Here is a 19,201-nt window from a genome sequence, read left to right on the forward strand (position 1 = left end):
GGGCTGGACTACTTAAGGGCGAGGTATTATGATCACCAAGTCGGCACCTTCCTGACAGAGGATAGCTACCAAGGTGACGACCGAGACCCACTCAGCCAAAACCTCTATAGCTATGTCCAGAACAACCCGGTCAACTACACCGACCCAAGTGGACATCGGGCGATGGGACTGCTGGGTGGTGGTGGACGACGAGTCATCAACACCAGAAATCAGCGCAAATATAGTCAGATGAGAGTAGACCCGGCTCTCTATGGCAATCACTCCCATAGCGGAGGAGGCTACTACTCAGCAGCCAACCATATCCGCCACCGCGTCCAAAGCAACCCAAGTTACCGACCACCAGCCAGCTACTACGCTGCATTTGGACCACATGCGGCAGTCTATCGCCCAAGTCCGTCCTATGTTGGAGGTTATGATGGAGTGGGTTGGCAAGGAAATTATAGAGGGCAAAGCCCAGATACAAGAGCAGGTGGGAAATATAACGATAATGAAGGTTATTTGCCAAATTTTGACAATTCAGGTAATAAAATTACTTACAGAGAATTTGATATTAATTCTAAAGTCGCCGATAGCGGTCGGGATGCAGAAAGGTTTGTTCGAGGGAGTGATGGAAGCATTTACTATACTGACAAGCATTACAAAAGTTTTATCAAGGTGAAATGATAATGAATATATTTAGTCCAATAAGTAAGTTTAAAAAAATAATTTTAAAAATGAAGTATCGCAATTACTTTATAGTAAACTTAGATGGAAAGAAAATACAAACTAAGGAAAATGCAGTTAGTGCGCTAGCAAATATTTTTAACATAAATGACTTAGTAGATGGAAATTGGGATGCTTTACAAGATAGACTTGAACGGCCAAGCTATATAATTCCAGAGAACATACATATTTTTATTGACAATTCTAAATGTTTATTTACTAATGACGAACTGTCCAAAAGAATTTTCTTGAGCATTCTTCAAGATACAGTAGAATGGTGGGATGGAGATGTCGAAAAATATGTTATTGAAGGAAAGAAAAAGTCATTTAATGTCTATTTAGTTGACTAATTATCTTCCTCAGTGCTTGAATGTTCTGTGGGGTTCTGTGTAAACATTTGAAAACACCTAGAATTTCTAGGTGTTTTCATTTCAGTATGATAGAATAAATATATCGTTCTTTGAAAATCTAACTACTATACAAGACTAGCTGAGAAGCTCTGCTTTTTTCAAAAAGCAAATCCTACATCAACGATGTCAACCAGGAACATGCCCAGGTCCTCCAAACCTATGATGACCAGATGCAGGCCCGTGAAACCTACACCTATGGCAATGGGCGAACTGGCTACCACAACCACCAGACGGGAGATACTTACCAGTATCTGACCAACCAATCTGGCTCTGTCACAGGACTGACCAAGGATGGTCAAGCAGTCGCAAGCACTAGCTATCACCTCTATGGGTCTACCAAGTCTACAACAGATCAGACTGGCAATCCCTTCGCCTACAACGGAGAAGCAAGAGATATCACAGGGCTGGACTACTTAAGGGCGAGGTATTATGATCACCAAGTCGGCACCTTCCTGATAGAGGATAGCTACCAAGGTGACGACCGAGACCCACTCAGCCAAAACCTCTGTAGCTATGTCCAGAACAACCCGGTCAACTACACCGACCCAAGTTACCGACCACCAGCTAGCTACTACGCTGCATTTGGACCACATGCGGCAGTCTATCAACCGGCCCAACGGACCAGCCATATTTATTCTCAGCAACAGCAGAGGCAACCCCTCGTCTTCAATCCTCTAACAGCTCTCCAACAAGCACAAGCCAATGGCCAGTCCACCTATAATTGGGGCAAGTCAAAATCCAAAGAAGCTCGCAACATCCACCGCAACTGGACGCTAGCATTAGAAGAAACCCAGAAACATGTCTGTGATCCAAAGAGGATGAAGGCTGGTGACAAATCAAGTATTAGACCATCTAAAAAACAACTGCAAGACCTTCAAGAGAGGATAAGCAAAGACGATAAAACTGCCATTCTCCAGTTGATAAAAGGTAGCTGACCAAGTAGATATGGCTGGAAATATCGAGAGCACTTATGCTCCTCCTAAAGGAGGAGGAATAACTGGCGAACTCACTAGTGGAAATAAGCGATTTACTTTTGGACATGGTGGTAGACATTTAGAAGGAAGTAATTTATCTATAGACCAAGTTCAAAATGCAATCATGGAAAATGCAAGTCGCAATTTACCAAATGTGGGTGAGGACTCTGTGAGTAGATATATTGAGATTGGTGGTGAATTGATAGAATACCGGATAATGAAAAGGGGAGATAATTTATATAATATTGGGACATACTTTATAAAAAGAAAGTAAAAAGAGGTGTCATGAGACTATTTAACACAATAGAGAAGCAGTGGATTGATTTAATGCTTGGTATCAATTTTTTAGGTCGAGATATTTTGAGGAGACAGCTAACTTGTTCACATATCATACTCGAAGATAAAAGCTGTTCAAATTTATCTTTAATTTTAGAAACAAGTTCAACAGAACGATATTTATTACACGAAAGCGTTCCAATTATTATGCAAGCGTATCAATCAGACGGCATCCCAATTGAATTCTTAATTCATATTGTAGATGGTTTTGTCAGGGAATTGGAAGTTTATAATGCTGCTGGTTTAGAATTGCAGGTTGACAAGATTACTTTAGATAAATTGAAGTATGAGGTTAGAGTCTGAAATCAAGTTGTAAGTATTGCAGATAAAGTATAAAGCTGACCCGTCAGTATCCATTCCTGCACAATGTCACCCCTTACCAAGGATACTCTGCTTCTAATGCAAAAGAGCGAGACTACATTATTGCTCGGTATTATGAGTTCTTACAAAAATCAGCACCTAAACCACCATCTATTGTGGATGATCCAAACTATGCCTACTACTCGGCTATAGCAAGAACGGGGATTGACCCAAGGACAGGGAAGAAGGTTAGTCCAGCCGAGATTGCCCACGCCCAACTCCAACAAAAAATTCTGATTGTTGCGCCGATCGTCCAGTCTATAGCAGCTGGTTATGCCTTTGGTCAACAGAAGAATGCTGGAGGGAAAGGAGCTAAGCAACCTTCTAGCAATCATACTAATAAAAATTTAGCTGATTCTCCGGTTCAGCAACCAAAACCAATGAAACCTGAGAGCCCATATCAGGGTCTATCGGATTAGAATATTGCGGATGGCTTCATTAAGGGATTAGATGATATAACAAAATCAGGAAGTCTAGCAAAAAATTACCAAGCTTCTGATGGTTACGAACAAGCACTTTAGGTTTTTCAGACTGACTAGGTAGGAGATATGTTTAAAATGAGCGCTACATATATAAATATTCTGGATAAAGGTATAAATTTATCTGAAATTGGTATTAATAACTATGCATATAGTTGGGAGTGTATTGGTGAAATATTAGATGAGATAAAAAGATTAAAACTGATTATTTTGGGCGGAGATGTTTACATTTCGGATGATGCCGAATTAATTTTAACTTTAGATAATTGGTATTACAATCTAAAAAATTCTCCATTAGATTATTCTCAATCACTAGATAGAGCGAGAGAATACATCTATAATTACATAGAACAGAATGATCGAGACTGCTACTTTTCTTTTGTGTTAGAGTCTTTTTAAATTCAATAGTGTATAATAGTTAGAAAATCTTATAATTATCTATTTGACTGAGTATTGTAAGCAATTAGAGATTGCTGCTCAAGAAAACCCATTTGATGGTACTTATGATAGTTCTCGTATTCATCTAGTTTTTACTAACGAACAGATTCCCAAAAGTAGTCTAATAGAACTTAGTCGGCAGAATTTTGGAGATGAAGAGTTCTATGGTGGTCAGGAGTGTTGTTACCTATATTTGCCACGTGATGCTCATAAAAAACGTTTAAATACTAATTATCTTGAAAAGAAATTTGGAATTCGTATGACTATGCGAAAGTTGAGTGTAATAAATCGACTTACAAAGTTTTAATCAGATAAAACTGCAATTTAAGCACGGAAAAAGCCTTTGAAACGTTGATTTCAAGGGCTTTCTGTATATCGTCTTATTTTACCTCAGTTAAAAAGGACTATGTGACGTATGCCCAAAACCATTTAGATGACTGGAGGGCTTTGTTCTCTGTAGCTAATTCTTTCTCGCAAAACTGTGCCTATGAAGAAGCGATTACCTACTGGGAGTTAGCCTATCAAGCCCAGGAAAAACCTCGTTACACAGATTATCATGGTTCGATTGCTCTCTGCTATCTTCGTCTCAATGACAAGGCTAATGCCATTAAGGCGTATCAAAAAGTCTTGCAAGTTCTCAAGGATGATTGGGATTATAAGTTTGGCGCACACGTTGACACTATCAAAGAAAAAATCAATAAATTAACAGAATAAAGTGTTGAAAGCTAGCCATGGTGGCTGGCTTTCATTTGTTCAATTAGCAGTTTATCAAATTAGCTTTAAAGATTAGATGGTGATATAATAACGATAGTAAAACGCTTACATTTCAAAGGAGATTATCATGACAACTGAGAAAAAAATTGCCGTTCAAGATACCTATGGGGAAAGATTCCGTCATTGTTGGGGATGTGGTGCCAACAATGAAGCGGGCTTGCATCTAAAAACCTATCCAAACGAAGAAGGGGATAAATGTATTGCAACAATCACACCTGAAGATATCTACACTGGTGGGGTTCCAAATAATTTGTTTGGTGGCATGATTGCTGTGCTCTTTGATTGCCACGGTACAGCTTCAGCAGCGTGGTTTGCTCATAAAAATAAAGGGCTTGACTTAACAGAAGATACTGTTATCGGACGTTTTATCACAGCACGTTTGGAAGTTGACTTCAGAAAACCACTCCCAATCAACGAAGAAATCACTATTACATCATCAGTTGAAGAAATTGGTGAACGCAAAGTCATCGTTAACATGGAAATGGAAGCAGCAGGCGTCGTCCGTGCCCAAGCTAGAATCATTGCCGTTGGTGTGAAGGATGATATGTAGCAATAATAACAAAAAGCCTATGAACACTGATTTCATAGGCTTCTTGTATCTTGTCTTATTTAACTTCTGTAAAAATCACGTGCTTACGCAATTTTGGTGAGTATTTTTTCAATTGAAGACGGTCTGGAGTGTTACGTTTGTTTTTTGAAGTAAGGTACAAACGCTCACCAGATTCTTTATGTTCAAGTGTAATATTTACGCGCATGGTATCTCCCTTCTATTATTCAGCTGAAGCTGCTTTTTCGATTTTACGTCCTTTGTAGTATCCTTTCAAAGATACACGGTGAGAACGTGAGTAATCTCCAGTAGTTTCGTCAAATTTCACAGTTGGAGCTGCTACTTTGTAGTGTGTACGACGTTTGTTCTTTTTCGCTTTTGAGGTGCGACGTGCAGGTACTGCCATTTTAAGTTCTTCCTTTCAGATATGTGTTTTGGCTTTTGCCAACTTTAACAGTATAACAAAAGATTGTTGTAAAGTAAAGTTACTTGACACGATTTTTTCAATTTTTTTAGAAAAATAGGAGAGATTAGCGGCTAGAGTCAAAAAAATGAATCTATTAAGATATATTGTGGAGGGTATGATGTAGGCTATCATTGGCAGATATGCAGTGATTATCAAGATGATTGATCGAAACTGTTTAGTATGATTTTCTAGGAGCTGGTATCTTTCATCGGAACTTTCCTACACCAAATCGCTTGATTTTCTAGCTCCTATCTTGATTGTATCAGTCTAAGTAACAATGGGCTGATACTGGCTATTGCTTTTTTTGATGAAAACAGAGCTTTTGTGGTAAAATAGGAAAGATTACAAGTCAAGGATTCTACAATTTAGAGTCTTTTTGAGAATAAGAAAGGAATGGAGCATGGGAACACCTGTCATGATGATTAGGGATTAACCATGTCGAGAAAAGATTAGAACCTTGTTTCTTCTCGTTTCTTGAATGCTCTTTGTATCGAATAGAATGAAACTTCAAAAACCAAAAGGGACCCAGGATATTCTACCGATTGAGGCCGCTAAGTGGCAGTATGTTGAAAATCTGGCCCGTGAAACCTTTACGAAATACAATTACGGAGAAATTCGTACGCCGATGTTTGAGCACTATGAAGTCATTTCGCGCTCAGTGGGGGATACGACCGATATTGTGACCAAAGAAATGTACGATTTCTACGATAAGGGAGAGCGTCATATTACCCTTCGACCAGAAGGGACTGCGCCAGTTGTGCGTTCCTTTGTGGAAAACAAGCTCTTTGCGCCAGAGGTACAAAAGCCTGTTAAGATGTATTACATTGGCTCCATGTTTCGTTATGAGCGTCCACAGGCAGGTCGTTTGCGGGAATTTCACCAGATTGGGGTGGAGTGTTTCGGGTCCAACAATCCTGCATTGGATGTAGAAACCATAGCCATGGCTTATCAGCTTTTCAATGAATTGGGGATCAAGGATGTCGCTCTTCACCTCAACACCTTGGGCAGTCCAGAAAGTAGAGCAGCCTACCGTCAAGCCTTAATTGATTATTTGACCCCAATCAAGGAGACGTTGTCCAAGGACAGCCAGCGTCGTCTAGAGGAAAATCCTCTGCGGGTTTTGGATTCTAAGGAAAAGGAGGACAAACAGGCTGTGGAAAATGCTCCATCGATTTTGGATTATCTTGACGAGTCTTCTCAGGCGCACTTTGATGCAGTTCGTCAGATGTTGGAGGTCCTCCATATTCCTTATATCATCGACACCAATATGGTGCGGGGGCTGGATTATTACAACCACACGATTTTTGAATTTATCGCCAAAGTAGATACCTCTGACTTAACCATCTGTGCGGGCGGACGCTACGATGGTTTGGTGGAATATTTTGGTGGTCCGCAGACTCCAGGTTTTGGATTTGGTCTTGGCTTGGAACGTCTTCTTCTAATCTTGGAAAAACAGGGCATTGATCTACCAGTAGCAGCGGATATGGATGTCTATATCGCAGTTTTGGGAGAGGGTGCGAATCTCAAAGCTCTCGAATTGGTCCAAAGCCTGCGAACTCAAGGATTTACAGCGGAACGTGACTATCTAGGCCGTAAAATCAAGGCCCAATTCAAATCGGCTGATAGTTTCCGAGCGAAAACCGTCATCACACTGGGTGAAAGCGAAGTAGAAGTCGGTCAGGTGACTATCAAGAATAACACGACTCGTCAAGAAATCCTAGCCAGCTTCAAAGAAATTGAGACAGATTTTCAAAGTTTGTTGCAACGTTTGAGTTAGGATTATACATAAGATAATAATAGGAGATTTATCATGAAAAAATACATCAATCTAGCACTCATCTATGCCATTGCCGGCCTAGTAGCAGGAGTGTTCTATCGGGAGTTCACTAAGTGGAATGGCTTTACTGGTGAGACAACACTGGGTAAGATTCACGCCCATCTCTTTATGCTGGGTATGTTTCTCTTTCTCTTAGTAGCTTTATTTGCCAAAGACCATGATCTAGAAGGACAAAAAGCCTTTCGTCTCTTCATGAAGCTCCACAACCTTGGCTTGCCCTTAGTAGCGATTACCATGGCTGTTCGTGGTGTGACTCAGGTTTTGGGAACGACCTTATCAAAGGGACTCAATGCCTCCATCGCTGGCATGGCGGGAATTGGCCACATTCTAGTTAGTATAGGCATTGTCAGCCTCTTGCTCGCTTTGAAAAAGGTTGTCAAAGATTAAAAAGAACCAAAGAACGAATAAGGCCTTCTGTAATTGGTAGAAGGTCTTTTCAATTTCTAAAAATGTAAGGGTTTACACCTAAAAAGAAAATCAATTTCTCTCTTGTGAAAGAAAAAAACTTTGAGAAAAAAATCACAAACTAACAAATAAAATGCCTTAATAGGGGCATTTTATTCTATTTTTCACAATAAATAAAAAAATATTTGTGAAATATTTAACAAACTCTTTACAAAGAAAAAGAAATAGGGTAAAATAGTATTGTGAAAAAGTTAACAAACAAAATTGTTGACAGAAAAACAATATTTTTTGGAGGAAAAACCTAATGGCTGATAAACAACTATCACCTGAAGAAAAAGTAGAAGCTGCGAAAGTGCATGTGGATGAGTTGGTTCAAAAGGGTCTTGTTGCCCTAGATGAATTCCGCAAACTCAACCAAGAGCAAGTAGATTACATCGTGGCTAAGGCTTCTGTAGCAGCTTTGGATGCCCACGGGATCTTGGCAGCTCATGCGGTAGAAGAAACTGGTCGTGGTGTCTTTGAAGATAAGGCCACCAAAAACCTCTTTGCCTGTGAGCATGTTGTCAATAACATGCGTGGTGTTAAAACAGTTGGTGTCATTGAAGATGATCCAATCACAGGTTTGACAAAAATTGCAGAACCAGTCGGCGTTATCTGTGGTGTAACTCCAACGACTAACCCAACCTCAACAGCTATTTTCAAGGCTCTTATTTCTTTGAAAACACGTAATCCTATCGTCTTTGGTTTCCACCCATCTGCTCAAGAATCTTCTGCTCATGCAGCAAAAATCGTTTATGATGCAGCTGTGAAGGCAGGGGCTCCTGAGAACTGTATCCAATGGATTACAGAACCATCTATCGCAGCAACCAATGCATTGATGAACCATGATGGCATTTCTACTATCCTTGCAACAGGTGGTAACGCTATGGTGCGTGCGGCATACTCATGTGGTAAACCTGCTCTTGGTGTGGGTGCAGGTAACGTTCCTGCCTATATCGAGAAATCTGCAGATATCCGCCAAGCAGCTCATGATATTGTTATGTCTAAATCATTTGACAATGGTATGGTTTGTGCTTCTGAACAAGCTGTTATCATTGACAAAGACATCTACAAAGAATTTGTTGAGGAGTTCAAGTCCTACAAGACTTACTTTGTAAACAAAAAAGAAAAGGCTCTTCTTGAAGAATTCTGCTTTGGTGTGAAAGCTAACAGCAAGGACTGTGCTGGTGCAAAATTGAATGCGGACATCGTTGGTAAGCCAGCAACATGGATTGCAGAACAAGCAGGTTTCAAAGTGCCAGAAGGTACCAATATCTTGGCGGCAGAATGTGCAGAAGTTGGTCCAAATGAGCCATTGACTCGTGAAAAACTCTCTCCAGTTATCGCTGTATTGAAAGCGGATGATGTAGAAGATGGCTTGAAAAAAGCGCGTCAAATGGTAGAATTCAATGGTCTAGGTCACTCAGCTGCTATCCATACTAAAGATGAAGAATTGGCAAAACGTTTTGGAACAGAAATGAAAGCTATGCGGATTATCTGGAACTCACCATCTACCTTTGGTGGTATCGGGGACGTTTACAATGCCTTCTTGCCATCATTAACCCTTGGATGTGGTTCATACGGACGCAACTCAGTTGGTGATAACGTATCTGCTATCAACCTTCTTAACATCAAGAAAGTAGGGAAACGTAGAAATAATATGCAATGGTTTAAAGTTCCTTCAAAAATCTACTTCGAACGTAACTCTATTCAATACCTTCAAACAGCTGAAGACATTGAACGTGTCATGATTGTCACTGATAAAGCAATTGAACGCCTAGGCTTTGTACAACGTGTCATCGATCAGTTGAATGCTCGCTCAAATCAAGTAACAGTCCAAGTCTTCTCAGATGTTGAGCCAGATCCAGACATCACAACTGTTGAACGTGGTGCAGAAGTCATGCGTACCTTTGAGCCAGACACGATTATTGCCCTCGGTGGTGGTTCACCAATGGATGCGGCCAAAGTAATGTGGCTCTTCTACGAACAACCAGAAGTGGACTTCCGTGACTTGGTTCAAAAATTCATGGATATCCGTAAACGTGCTTTCAAATTCCCATCACTTGGTAAGAAAGCGAAATACATTGGTATTCCAACTACATCTGGTACAGGTTCAGAAGTTACACCATTTGCTGTTATCTCTGATAAGAAGAATAACCGCAAATACCCATTGGCTGACTATTCATTGACACCGACCATCGCCATTGTTGACCCTGCTTTGGTTGAATCAGTTCCAGACTTTATCGCAGCGGACACTGGTATGGATGTCTTGACCCACGCTACTGAAGCCTATACTTCCAACTTTGCTAATGATTATACAGATGGTATTGCTCTTCAAACCATTAAGTTGGTCTTCCAATACCTTGAAAAATCAGTGAAAACTGCAGATCCAGAAGCTCGTGAAAAAATGCATAACGCCTCTACCATGGCTGGTATGGCCTTCGCCAATGCCTTCCTTGGAATGAGCCACTCAATGGCCCATAAGATTGGTGGTGTACACCATACAGTGCATGGCCGTACGAATGCTATCTTGCTTCCATACGTTATCCGCTACAATGGTACTCGTCCTTCTAAGACAACTACTTGGCCTAAATACAACTACTGGAAAGCAGATGAAAAATTCCAAGATATTGCGAAAATGCTTGGTCTTCCTCATTCAACTCCAGAAGAGGCGGTTGAAGCTTATGCCAAGGCAGTTTACGACTTGGGTACTGCCGTTGGTATCAAGATGAACTTTAAGGATCAAGGAATTGATGAAAAAGCTTGGAAAGATAGCCTACACGAAATTGCTCTTCTAGCATATGAAGACCAATGTTCACCAGCAAACCCACGCTTACCAATGGTGGCAGATATGGAAGAGATCATGGCAGATGCTTACTATGGTTATGCAAAAAAACCAGGCCGTCGCAAATAAAATAGCCTCCAAAAACTATTCTACCGCTTTAGTCTGAAAAACTGAAGCTCAAAAAAACGACCCTAGGGTCGTTTTTTTGTATCATCTTTCCTTATCACCTCCAACTATATCTTTACTTTTTGGTGAAATATTCGTATAATAACAGTGTATATATTTCTATTTGCCATTTAAAGGAGGTAAGCATTTATGAAAAAGAAATCAATGAAGTCCCTACTTAAGCTTGTCCTAGCGAGTTTATCAGCAGTTTTGTTACTGATTGGCTTGTCAGCTTGCTCTTTCTTTCAGGGAGAAAGTATTGATGGTTCTTGGACCAGTCCCACAGGGGCAGAAGCTATGTACAAAGATGCTTTGGCATATGCTGGTGGAGAGGCAGTCTTTACTTATTCTGACCATAAAATAGAAGAAATTTTGACTAAGGCCGAGTTGGAGCTAAATGTTACAGATGATAAAGCTAGTTTTGTCATAGCGATGCATGTGGATGATGAAGCCTTCTTCACAGCCCTAAAAGATGAGCAGGATGCGGCTTTCACTGAAGAATTGAAGAAAATGGGCTATACCTATGAGGAACTGGATAGCACACTCAAGGCTCAAATTGATGCATCCCGTCTCTCAGATGAGAAGATCAGAGAACTAGTTAGCCAATCAATTGAACAAATGGCTACATCTCTTGATGGAACCTATGATAAAGAAAAAGGTGCCGTAACTGCAATGGTATTTGAAGGGGATGTTGACCGGACTTCTCAAACTGTTAAAGTAACAAAAACCAATGCCATGATTAGCCAAGGCTTGCTTTCAACAAATGAATTTTTCAAATACAGCCAAAAAGGCAATAAACTAACCCTCAAAGGTCAAAGTTCTGAGGATGATCTTGTTTTTGAAAAGAAATAATAAATGATGAGAAAAGATTTGCTTACAGGCAAATCTTTTTCTTTTAAAAAAACGGACAATTACTCCATTAATACATATTTATTGCCAATTTTCTGCCTATTTATGGTAAAATAATAAAAATACATTTTCGAGGACCTACTATGACTCTAGTTTACCAATCAACCCGCGATGCTCAAAACCAAGTCACTGCTAGTCAAGCTATTCTTCAAGGTTTGGCAACAGATGGCGGTTTGTTTACTCCAATTACTTATCCGTCTGTTGACTTGAATTTTGATGTCTTGAAGCATGCCAGTTATCAGGAAGTGGCCAAACTTGTCTTGTCAGCCTTTCTGGATGATTTCACCTCTGAGGAGTTGGATGATTGTATTAACCATGCCTATGACCATAAGTTTGATACGCCAACCATTGCGCCCCTCATTAAATTGAAGGGGCAGTACAACCTTGAGCTCTTCCGTGGCTCGACCATTGCCTTCAAGGATATGGCCTTGTCTATCTTGCCTTATCTCATGACCACTGCGGCGAAAAAACATGGTTTGGAAAATGAAATTGTGATTCTGACTGCAACATCTGGTGACACAGGAAAGGCTGCCATGGCTGGTTTTGCGGATGTGCCAGGTACTAAAATCATCGTCTTTTATCCACGTGACGGGGTTTCCAAGGTTCAAGAATTGCAGATGACGACGCAAACAGGAGCTAATACTCATGTCGTGGCTATTGATGGCAACTTTGATGATGCCCAGACGGATGTTAAGCGTATGTTCAATGATGAAGCCTTGCGGGAAAAATTGGCTACCCATAAACTCCAGTTCTCTTCTGCCAATTCTATGAATATCGGTCGCTTGGTACCGCAGATTGTCTACTATGTTTGGGCCTATGCCCAGCTTGTGAAGTCAGGTGACATTCAGGCAGGTGATGAGATTAATTTCACTGTTCCAACAGGTAACTTTGGGAATATTTTAGCGGCTTTCTACGCCAAACAAATCGGTCTTCCAGTTGGCAAGTTGATTTGTGCCTCCAATGACAACAATGTCTTGACTGACTTTTTTGCAACGAGGACTTACGATAAGAGACGACCTTTTAAAGTAACAACTAGCCCATCTATGGATATTTTAGTTTCTTCTAACCTCGAGCGTCTTATTTTTCACCTCTTGGGTAATGATGCACAAAAAACCAAGCTGTTGATGGAGGCCTTAGCCGAAAAAGGTCAGTATAGCCTAGAGGATGTTGATGAAACGATTCTAGAGTTATTTGCAGCTGACTTTGCGACAGAAGAAGAAACGTCAGCTGAAATCAATCGTGTTTACGAAGAAAATCATTATATAGAGGATCCGCATACAGCGGTCGCATCTGCTGTCTATAAAGTTTATACTGAGCGGACAGGAGATGCGCGCCCAACGGTCATCGTGTCAACAGCTAGCCCTTATAAGTTCCCAGTGGTAGCAGTTGAAGCCGTGACAGGTCGTTCAGGATTGACTGATTTTGAAGCTTTGGAGCAGCTACATGAGGTTTCTGGTGTGCCGTATCCGAGAGCGGTCGATGGACTGGAGACAGCTCCGGTTCTTCACAAGACAGTGGTTGCAGCAGCAGATATGCAAAAAGCTGTTGAGACTTACCTTGGAGTCTAAGAAGTAACAAAAGAGCCTTCGGGCTCTTTTCTATGTAGATAAAAATGAAAATTTATAAAGATATTTTACAGATTGCCATGCCTGTTATGGCAGAGAATTTTTTGCAATTTTTAATGGGGATGGTGGATTCCTATCTAGTGTCTCATCTGGGCCTAGTTGCTCTTTCAGGTGTGGCTGTGGCTAATAACCTCATTACTGTTTTCCAGGCCATCTTCTTGGCTTTGGGTGGGGCTGTCTCTGTGATTTTGGCAAGTTTAGTAGGGAGACAGCAGTCAGCAAAACTAGCTCATCATGCGACAGAAGCCCTCAAATTGACAATTCTGATTAGTTTAGTTCTGGGTTTATTGACCATCTGTTTTGGTCGCCTTTTTCTCCTATTTTTAGGTGCTGAAAAAGCAGTCGCTCATGCAGGTGGTGTTTATCTGGTTTTAGTAGGAGGTACGATAGCTTTTTTGGGTCTCATGGTAACTCTAGGCGCTATTTTGCGTTCTTTAGGGAAAAGTCAGCTACCTATGTATGTCAGTCTTGTCAGCAACCTCCTCAACGCTCTTTTTTCAGCTGTGGCTGTCTTCGTTTTTCAAGCTGGTATTGTGGGTGTAGCGGTTGGGACTATCTTATCTCGGATGATTGCCTGTTTAATTCTTTTGAGGAGTATCCCTTTTCAGTTTTCTAAACCTAGTTGGAAATTAGACAGAGAATTGATAAGATTGGCACTGCCGGCTACAGGTGAGCGCCTCATGATGCGGGCTGGTGATGTGGCTGTAGTGGCGATTATTGTGAGTCTGGGTACTGCAGTTGTAGCTGGAAATGCTATTGGAGAAGCCTTGACTCAGTTCAATTATATGCCAGGACTCGGTATTGCGACAGCGACGGTTATCTTGGTTGCTCAGGCTAGAGGTTCCCACGATGAGAAGCGGATTCGTGAGGTGGTTAGAGCTAGTTATCTTCTCTCTTTAGGATTGATGCTACTCATCGCTACAACCATTTTTCTCTTTTCAGGTCCATTGTCTGGGCTCTATACTGATGATTCTCTAGCCTTAGAAGCTAGTTCTTTAGTGATAGTTTTCTCACTTCTTGGAAGTCCAACTACAGCAGGGACCTTGATTTACACAGCTTTATGGCAGGGTCTCGGCAAGGCTCAACTTCCCTTCTATGCGACTAGTCTGGGTATGTGGTTCGTTCGTATTGGTATTGCTTCCGTGCTCATCTTTGGTTTTAAGTGGGGGCTAGTCGGTGTCTGCCTAGCCACCATTCTAGATAATTTCTTTCGATGGCTCTTCTTATCCGTTTATTTCCAAAAATATACCTTAAAATGATGAGGTGAACAGTCTATTTTTCTACATACAGAACTCTTGCTTTATTTCTCTATCTAGTAGGATGAAGCTGAAAGTGGTATAATAATCTTGATTAGGCAAGGAGAAAATAATGAAAGCAGTAGGAACGGCAAGTGGGAAGATTATCCTAATGGGAGAGCATGCGGTGGTTTATGGTCAGCCGGCGATTGCCCTGCCTTTTTCGGCTGTGGAGATTCGAGCAACCGTGAGTGCTCAAGGTGAGGCCTTGACTGTATCCTGCGATTTTTATGACGGACTGGTTCATCAGATGCCCAAGATTTGGGAGAGCTTAAAGCATGCTATTCGGTTTTCCCTCTACCGCATTGGTGCCCCCAGCGATCCTGCTATTCATGTGCAGATTGACTCAACCATTCCAGCGGAGAGGGGGATGGGGTCAAGCGCTGCGGTAGCTGTTGCGGTGGCCAGGGCTCTCTTTGCTTTTTATCAAAAAGATTTGAGTTATCAGGAACTCTGGGATATCGTTCAGTCTTCCGAAAAAATCGCTCATGGGAATCCATCTGGTGTGGATGCAGCTACGACCAGTGGCAAGCAGCCTATTTTCTTTATTAAAAATCAGAAGATGGAACCTTTAGATTTGTGTTTGGATGCTTATCTAGTGGTGGGAGATTCGGGTAAGACAGGTCAGACCTTAGAGGCTGTTTTGGATGTGGCTAAACTTTATCAGAATAAAAAAGAAGCTAGAGATTGGATTGAAGCTTTAGGGGATCTGACGCGTAAGGCCAAGCTTTACCTTTCGTCAGGTGACATTCGAGAACTGGGTCAGGTCATGAATCAATCTCACGGATTGTTGCAGCAATTGGGTGTCTCGGATGACAAGTTGGACCTTTTGGTAGAAACCGCCCGTCATCAAGGAGCTCTCGGTGCTAAATTAACCGGTGGTGGCCGTGGTGGTTGTATGATTGCTCTAGTTGAAAATCGTGCGCAGGCTGACATTCTTGCCCAAGCCCTGAGAGATACTGGTGCCTGCCAAACCTGGATACAATACTTAGGAGAATAAGATGACACAAGCTGTGGGAATTGCGAGAGCACATACCAACATTGCCTTGATAAAATACTGGGGGAAACGGGATAAGGATTTATTTTTACCTATGAATTCCAGCCTATCCTTAACTTTGGAAGCTTTTTATACTGATACCAAGGTGGTTTTTGATGAGGAATTGACGGCGGATAGCTTCTTTTTAAATGGAATAAAACAGTCTGAAACAGAGATTCAAAAAATTTCACGCTTTTTGGATTTGTTTTGCGAATATACAGGTGAGAGGCCTTTTGCGCGTGTTGAAAGTTTTAATTTTGTTCCAACTGCGGCTGGTTTGGCAAGCTCAGCTTCAGCCTTTGCGGCCCTGGCTCTGGCGGTTGCGGATGCTCTAAAACTAGACATGACCCGTCAAGAGTTATCCACCTTTGCTAGACGGGGTTCGGGTTCTAGCACTCGTAGCCTTTTTGGTGGTTTTGTCGAGTGGAGTATGGGCACTTCATCTGGTGATTCGATGGCTCATCCTGTTGACGATGCAGACTGGGATGTCGGGATGCTGGTCCTGGCAGTGGATACGCAAGAAAAGAAGATTGCTAGCCGTGTTGGTATGGAGCATACGGTACAAACCTCCCCTTTTTATCCAGCTTGGATAGAAACGGCCAAGGAGGATTTGAAGGCTATCAAAGCGGCGATTACCACAAAAGATTTTGAAGCAGTTGGTCAGATTACCGAGCATAATGGTATGAAAATGCATGCTACGACTCTGTCTGCTAATCCTCCCTTTACATACTGGACAGCGGATTCTCTCCTAGCCCAGGAGGCTGTTAGACGGGTGCGGGAAGAGTTGCAAATGCCAGCCTATATGACCATGGATGCAGGTCCCAATGTCAAGGTTCTCTGTCGGGTCAGTGATATGAAGATATTGATTGAGGCTCTTTCTGCTTATTTTCCATCCGAAAAAATCATTGCCAGTCTACCTGGTCCAGCTGCTTATGTCTTATCCGAAGAAGATTGGGAACAATCTAAAATACATTTTGCAAAAGGAAGTCAAGGATGAAGGTTCAAGTATCTGCCCCAGGCAAACTGTTTTTAGCTGGAGAATATGCGGTGGTAGAAACTGGTTATCCTGCCCTAGTTGCTGCTCTAGACCGATATCTGACCGTCACTGTTGAAACCAGTGACAAAGGTAGTGTTTATTCCAGCCAGCAAGGATTAACAGTTTTCTGGGATCGAAGTGATGAGGATGTAGTGCCACTGGAAGACGATTCTTATGCCCTAATCTTTTCGGCCATGAAAGTAGCAGAAGCCTATGTTCGGATGTTGGACCAACAGACGGTTGTTTTTTATTCCTTGTCAGTGAGTAGCCAATTGGACGACAGTCAATCTGGTATAAAGTATGGGTTGGGCTCTTCAGGTGCGGTTACGGTGGCGACTATCAAGGCTGTTTTGCTTTATTATGGTCTAGAGGTGTCAGCCTATCGCGTATTTCAGCTGGCAGCAATAGCTCAGTTACAAGTGGGTATGACGGGCTCATTTGGTGATTTAGCAGCCTCTAGCTATGGTGGCTTGATTGCCTATCATTCCTTAGATCGCAACTGGTTGGCAGGTCTTCTTGATACCTGTACACTCTCGGAAATCTTGGCAATGCCTTGGAAGGACGTGGGTATCGAACGGCTTTCCTTACCAAACTCACTGTCTCTTTTGATTGGTTGGACTGGAAGAGCTGCTTCAACCCCCTCCTTAGTAGACCAGGCTAGACAGAAAGGGAATCAGACAGATAAGGAAAACAGTCATCGAGAATTTTTAAGCAACAGCAAGGCTTGTCTCCATCGTCTCATCCAAGCTTGTCGACAGGGAGATGTAGCTAGTTTTAAAGAAGGCATTTCTGAAAACCGAAAGTTGTTACAGGTATTTTCTCAAGAGATGGAGATGGTTATTGAGACACCAGCTCTAACTAATCTTTGTCAGCTAACTGAAGAGGAGGGAGCAGTTGCAAAGTCCTCTGGTGCTGGTGGCGGTGATTGTGGAATTGCATTTGTGAGCCAAGAGCATGACATGAAGAAGATTTACCAAAAATGGCAAGAAGCGGATATTGTACCTTTGGAACTAACCATCGCTGATGAGATAAGATAGACAAGGTATCTAGAAAGAAGTAAGGAGTTCGAATTTGAAGATAAGTGATGAATTATTGCATTATAGTGTTTGGGGGCATGATCGAAAGGATCAGCATGTAATGCTAGCTAGCCAGCAGTACCATCAGGGGTCTGCTCCTGATTTTGAAACAACGCGTTTTGTTCATCAGTCTCTGCCGCAGATAAAGGTAGAAGATGTGGATTATTCTACTTGTGTAGCAGGCTTTGAGTTGGAAACACCTTTCTTTATCAATGCCATGACAGGGGGAACAAAGGAGACGCGACGTATCAACCGTGTTCTAGGGATCTTGGGTTTTTTGGCGAAGATTCCTGTGGCTTCAGGTTCAGTCAGTGCGGCTATTAAAGATCCATCTGTAGCGGAAACTTTTTCTGTCATCCGCCAAGAAAATCCAAAAGGCATCATTTTTGCCAATTTGGGAGCCCATCATGATATCGAAAATGCCAAACGAGCAGTGGATATTTTGGAAGCGAATGCCTTACAGATCCATGTTAATGCTCCTCAAGAAATTCTAATGCCAGAAGGTGATCGTGATTTCAGCAATTGGCTAAGCAATATCGAAACCTTAGTTCGCGAGCTTGAAGTACCTGTTATTGTCAAGGAAGTTGGTTTTGGTATGAGTCGTGAGACAATCAAGCAGTTGGCTTCTGTCGGTGTCAAGACAGTTGATATTTCTGGTGCTGGTGGGACAGATTTTGCCAAGATTGAGGACAATCGTCGCCCCTATGACCGTTATCCTTATATGCACGGTTGGGGCCAATCAACTATGATTTCTCTAGCTGAGGCGATGTCTCTTCCTGAAGAGGAACGCCCGGATATTATTGCTTCAGGCGGTGTCAAGAATCCGTTGGATATTGTTAAATCCTTATCTATGGGAGCTAAACTAGTCGGGATGTCCAATCATTTCTTGCAAATGGCTCGCAAGGATAAGCGTATTGAAGATGCTTTGATGAACATCCGTATCATGCAAGAGCAGACCAAGATGATGATGACCATGCTTGGAGCAAGGAACCTAGAAGAATTGAGTCAGAAGGATTTGATTCTTGGCCCTGCTGTCCAAAATTGGTGTCAGGCGCGCGGTATTGATTGGCAAGCTTATGCTAATCGGTCGCAAAAAACAGGTATTTAGTAACCAAATAAGAAAAAATATTCGTTAAAAGCCCATCATGGGCTTTTATTATTTATAAAATCTTTAGTTTTAGGCCTTTTTGTGATAAAATGATAGAAAATTAAAGGAGGCTTGACATGAAAGCGATTGTGACAGTAGTTGGTAAGGATAGTAAGGGAATCGTGGCGGGTGTTGCCGGTAAGATTGCAGATTTAGGTCTCAATATTGATGATATTTCGCAAACAGTTTTGGATGAATTTTTCACCATGATGGCAGTAGTTTCTTCGGATGAAAAAAAAGATTTTACAGCTCTGCGCTCAGAATTAGAAGCTTATGGTGAGTCATTGCAGGTCAAAATTAACATCCAAAGTGCGGCTATTTTTGATGCGATGCACAACTTGTAAGATAGGGGATTGTGAA

Annotated in this window: 22 protein-coding genes and 1 pseudogene; 21 read left to right on the forward strand and 2 right to left on the reverse strand. The window is 41.8% G+C overall.

Going from position 1 to position 19,201, the window contains the following annotated elements; translation table 11 throughout:
* The 10 genes and pseudogenes from F602_RS10575 to F602_RS0104210 form a co-directional block, all read left to right on the forward strand.
* A partial coding sequence (locus F602_RS10575) for an RHS repeat-associated core domain-containing protein (RefSeq protein WP_051070659.1) occupies window positions 1-663 on the forward strand: 663 nt, incomplete at its 5' end.
* A gap of 2 nt (window positions 664-665) precedes the next feature.
* Window positions 666-1,052: a barstar family protein gene (locus F602_RS0104170; RefSeq protein WP_018166706.1), complete on the forward strand. Its 387-nt coding sequence runs from the start codon at window positions 666-668 to the stop codon at window positions 1,050-1,052.
* Window positions 1,053-1,282: 230 nt separating this feature from the next.
* Entirely contained in the window at window positions 1,283-2,047 is a 765-nt protein-coding gene (locus tag F602_RS0104175) for an RHS repeat-associated core domain-containing protein (protein WP_018166707.1), read from the forward strand.
* Window positions 2,048-2,057: 10 nt separating this feature from the next.
* The gene (locus F602_RS0104180) at window positions 2,058-2,360 is read left to right on the forward strand and encodes a hypothetical protein (protein ID WP_018166708.1); all 303 of its coding nucleotides are present in this window, start codon (window positions 2,058-2,060) and stop codon (window positions 2,358-2,360) included.
* 11 nt (window positions 2,361-2,371) lie between these two features.
* Window positions 2,372-2,725, forward strand: coding sequence for a hypothetical protein (locus F602_RS0104185; RefSeq protein ID WP_018166709.1), 354 nt, complete (start codon window positions 2,372-2,374; stop codon window positions 2,723-2,725).
* 173 nt (window positions 2,726-2,898) lie between these two features.
* Window positions 2,899-3,201: a hypothetical protein gene (locus F602_RS0104190; RefSeq protein WP_018166710.1), complete on the forward strand. Its 303-nt coding sequence runs from the start codon at window positions 2,899-2,901 to the stop codon at window positions 3,199-3,201.
* Window positions 3,202-3,339: 138 nt separating this feature from the next.
* Window positions 3,340-3,660 (forward strand): Imm40 family immunity protein, encoded by a 321-nt coding sequence (imm40, locus tag F602_RS0104195; protein WP_018166711.1) that lies wholly within the window; start codon window positions 3,340-3,342, stop codon window positions 3,658-3,660.
* Between the two features lie 31 nt (window positions 3,661-3,691).
* Window positions 3,692-4,006 (forward strand): annotated as a pseudogene (locus tag F602_RS11185) (DUF1697 domain-containing protein); the annotation flags it as partial.
* Window positions 4,007-4,107: 101 nt separating this feature from the next.
* Window positions 4,108-4,413: a BTAD domain-containing putative transcriptional regulator gene (locus F602_RS0104205; RefSeq protein WP_040839767.1), complete on the forward strand. Its 306-nt coding sequence runs from the start codon at window positions 4,108-4,110 to the stop codon at window positions 4,411-4,413.
* Window positions 4,414-4,540: 127 nt separating this feature from the next.
* A complete protein-coding gene (locus F602_RS0104210) occupies window positions 4,541-5,023 on the forward strand; it encodes a hotdog domain-containing protein (RefSeq protein ID WP_018166714.1) in 483 nt (160 codons plus the stop codon).
* A gap of 55 nt (window positions 5,024-5,078) precedes the next feature.
* Here F602_RS0104210 and rpmG read toward each other — a convergent pair whose 3' ends face one another.
* Both rpmG and rpmF read right to left on the reverse strand, forming a co-directional pair.
* Window positions 5,079-5,228, reverse strand: a complete 150-nt coding sequence (rpmG, locus tag F602_RS0104215) for a 50S ribosomal protein L33 (protein WP_002262412.1) — start codon at window positions 5,226-5,228, stop codon at window positions 5,079-5,081.
* A gap of 15 nt (window positions 5,229-5,243) precedes the next feature.
* Complete coding sequence (rpmF, locus tag F602_RS0104220; RefSeq protein ID WP_018166715.1) at window positions 5,244-5,426, reverse strand: 50S ribosomal protein L32; 183 nt, start codon at window positions 5,424-5,426, stop codon at window positions 5,244-5,246.
* A 559-nt stretch (window positions 5,427-5,985) separates the two neighbouring features.
* On the opposite strand from rpmF, the gene hisS reads away from it, so the two are divergent.
* The 11 genes from hisS to F602_RS0104275 all read left to right on the forward strand — a co-directional run bounded on the left by hisS (window position 5,986) and on the right by F602_RS0104275 (window position 19,185).
* Window positions 5,986-7,263 carry a histidine--tRNA ligase gene (hisS, locus tag F602_RS0104225; protein ID WP_026183298.1) on the forward strand — a complete coding sequence of 426 codons (1,278 nt, stop codon included), beginning with the start codon at window positions 5,986-5,988 and terminating at the stop codon, window positions 7,261-7,263.
* A gap of 33 nt (window positions 7,264-7,296) precedes the next feature.
* Window positions 7,297-7,710 (forward strand): DUF2871 domain-containing protein, encoded by a 414-nt coding sequence (locus F602_RS0104230; protein ID WP_018166717.1) that lies wholly within the window; start codon window positions 7,297-7,299, stop codon window positions 7,708-7,710.
* Window positions 7,711-8,032: 322 nt separating this feature from the next.
* Complete coding sequence (gene adhE / locus F602_RS0104235) at window positions 8,033-10,681, forward strand: bifunctional acetaldehyde-CoA/alcohol dehydrogenase (protein ID WP_018166718.1); 2,649 nt, start codon at window positions 8,033-8,035, stop codon at window positions 10,679-10,681.
* A gap of 186 nt (window positions 10,682-10,867) precedes the next feature.
* Complete coding sequence (locus F602_RS0104240) at window positions 10,868-11,569, forward strand: hypothetical protein (protein ID WP_018166719.1); 702 nt, start codon at window positions 10,868-10,870, stop codon at window positions 11,567-11,569.
* Between the two features lie 140 nt (window positions 11,570-11,709).
* Window positions 11,710-13,194, forward strand: coding sequence for a threonine synthase (gene thrC, locus F602_RS0104245; protein WP_018166720.1), 1,485 nt, complete (start codon window positions 11,710-11,712; stop codon window positions 13,192-13,194).
* Between the two features lie 44 nt (window positions 13,195-13,238).
* Window positions 13,239-14,510: an MATE family efflux transporter gene (locus tag F602_RS0104250; protein ID WP_018166721.1), complete on the forward strand. Its 1,272-nt coding sequence runs from the start codon at window positions 13,239-13,241 to the stop codon at window positions 14,508-14,510.
* A 109-nt stretch (window positions 14,511-14,619) separates the two neighbouring features.
* Window positions 14,620-15,546: a mevalonate kinase gene (gene mvk, locus F602_RS0104255; RefSeq protein WP_018166722.1), complete on the forward strand. Its 927-nt coding sequence runs from the start codon at window positions 14,620-14,622 to the stop codon at window positions 15,544-15,546.
* 1 nt (window position 15,547) lies between these two features.
* Window positions 15,548-16,579 carry a diphosphomevalonate decarboxylase gene (gene mvaD, locus F602_RS0104260; RefSeq protein WP_018166723.1) on the forward strand — a complete coding sequence of 344 codons (1,032 nt, stop codon included), beginning with the start codon at window positions 15,548-15,550 and terminating at the stop codon, window positions 16,577-16,579.
* Entirely contained in the window at window positions 16,576-17,655 is a 1,080-nt protein-coding gene (locus F602_RS0104265; RefSeq protein ID WP_018166724.1) for a phosphomevalonate kinase, read from the forward strand. Before mvaD ends, F602_RS0104265 begins: the two co-directional genes overlap by 4 nt.
* Before the next feature lie 34 nt (window positions 17,656-17,689).
* Entirely contained in the window at window positions 17,690-18,802 is a 1,113-nt protein-coding gene (fni, locus tag F602_RS0104270) for a type 2 isopentenyl-diphosphate Delta-isomerase (RefSeq protein WP_018166725.1), read from the forward strand.
* Window positions 18,803-18,918: 116 nt separating this feature from the next.
* Window positions 18,919-19,185 carry an ACT domain-containing protein gene (locus F602_RS0104275; protein ID WP_018166726.1) on the forward strand — a complete coding sequence of 89 codons (267 nt, stop codon included), beginning with the start codon at window positions 18,919-18,921 and terminating at the stop codon, window positions 19,183-19,185.
* The last annotated feature ends 16 nt before the right edge of the window (window positions 19,186-19,201 follow it).

The sequence above is a fragment of the Streptococcus minor DSM 17118 genome (assembly GCF_000377005.1).
GTDB lineage: Bacteria > Bacillota > Bacilli > Lactobacillales > Streptococcaceae > Streptococcus > Streptococcus minor.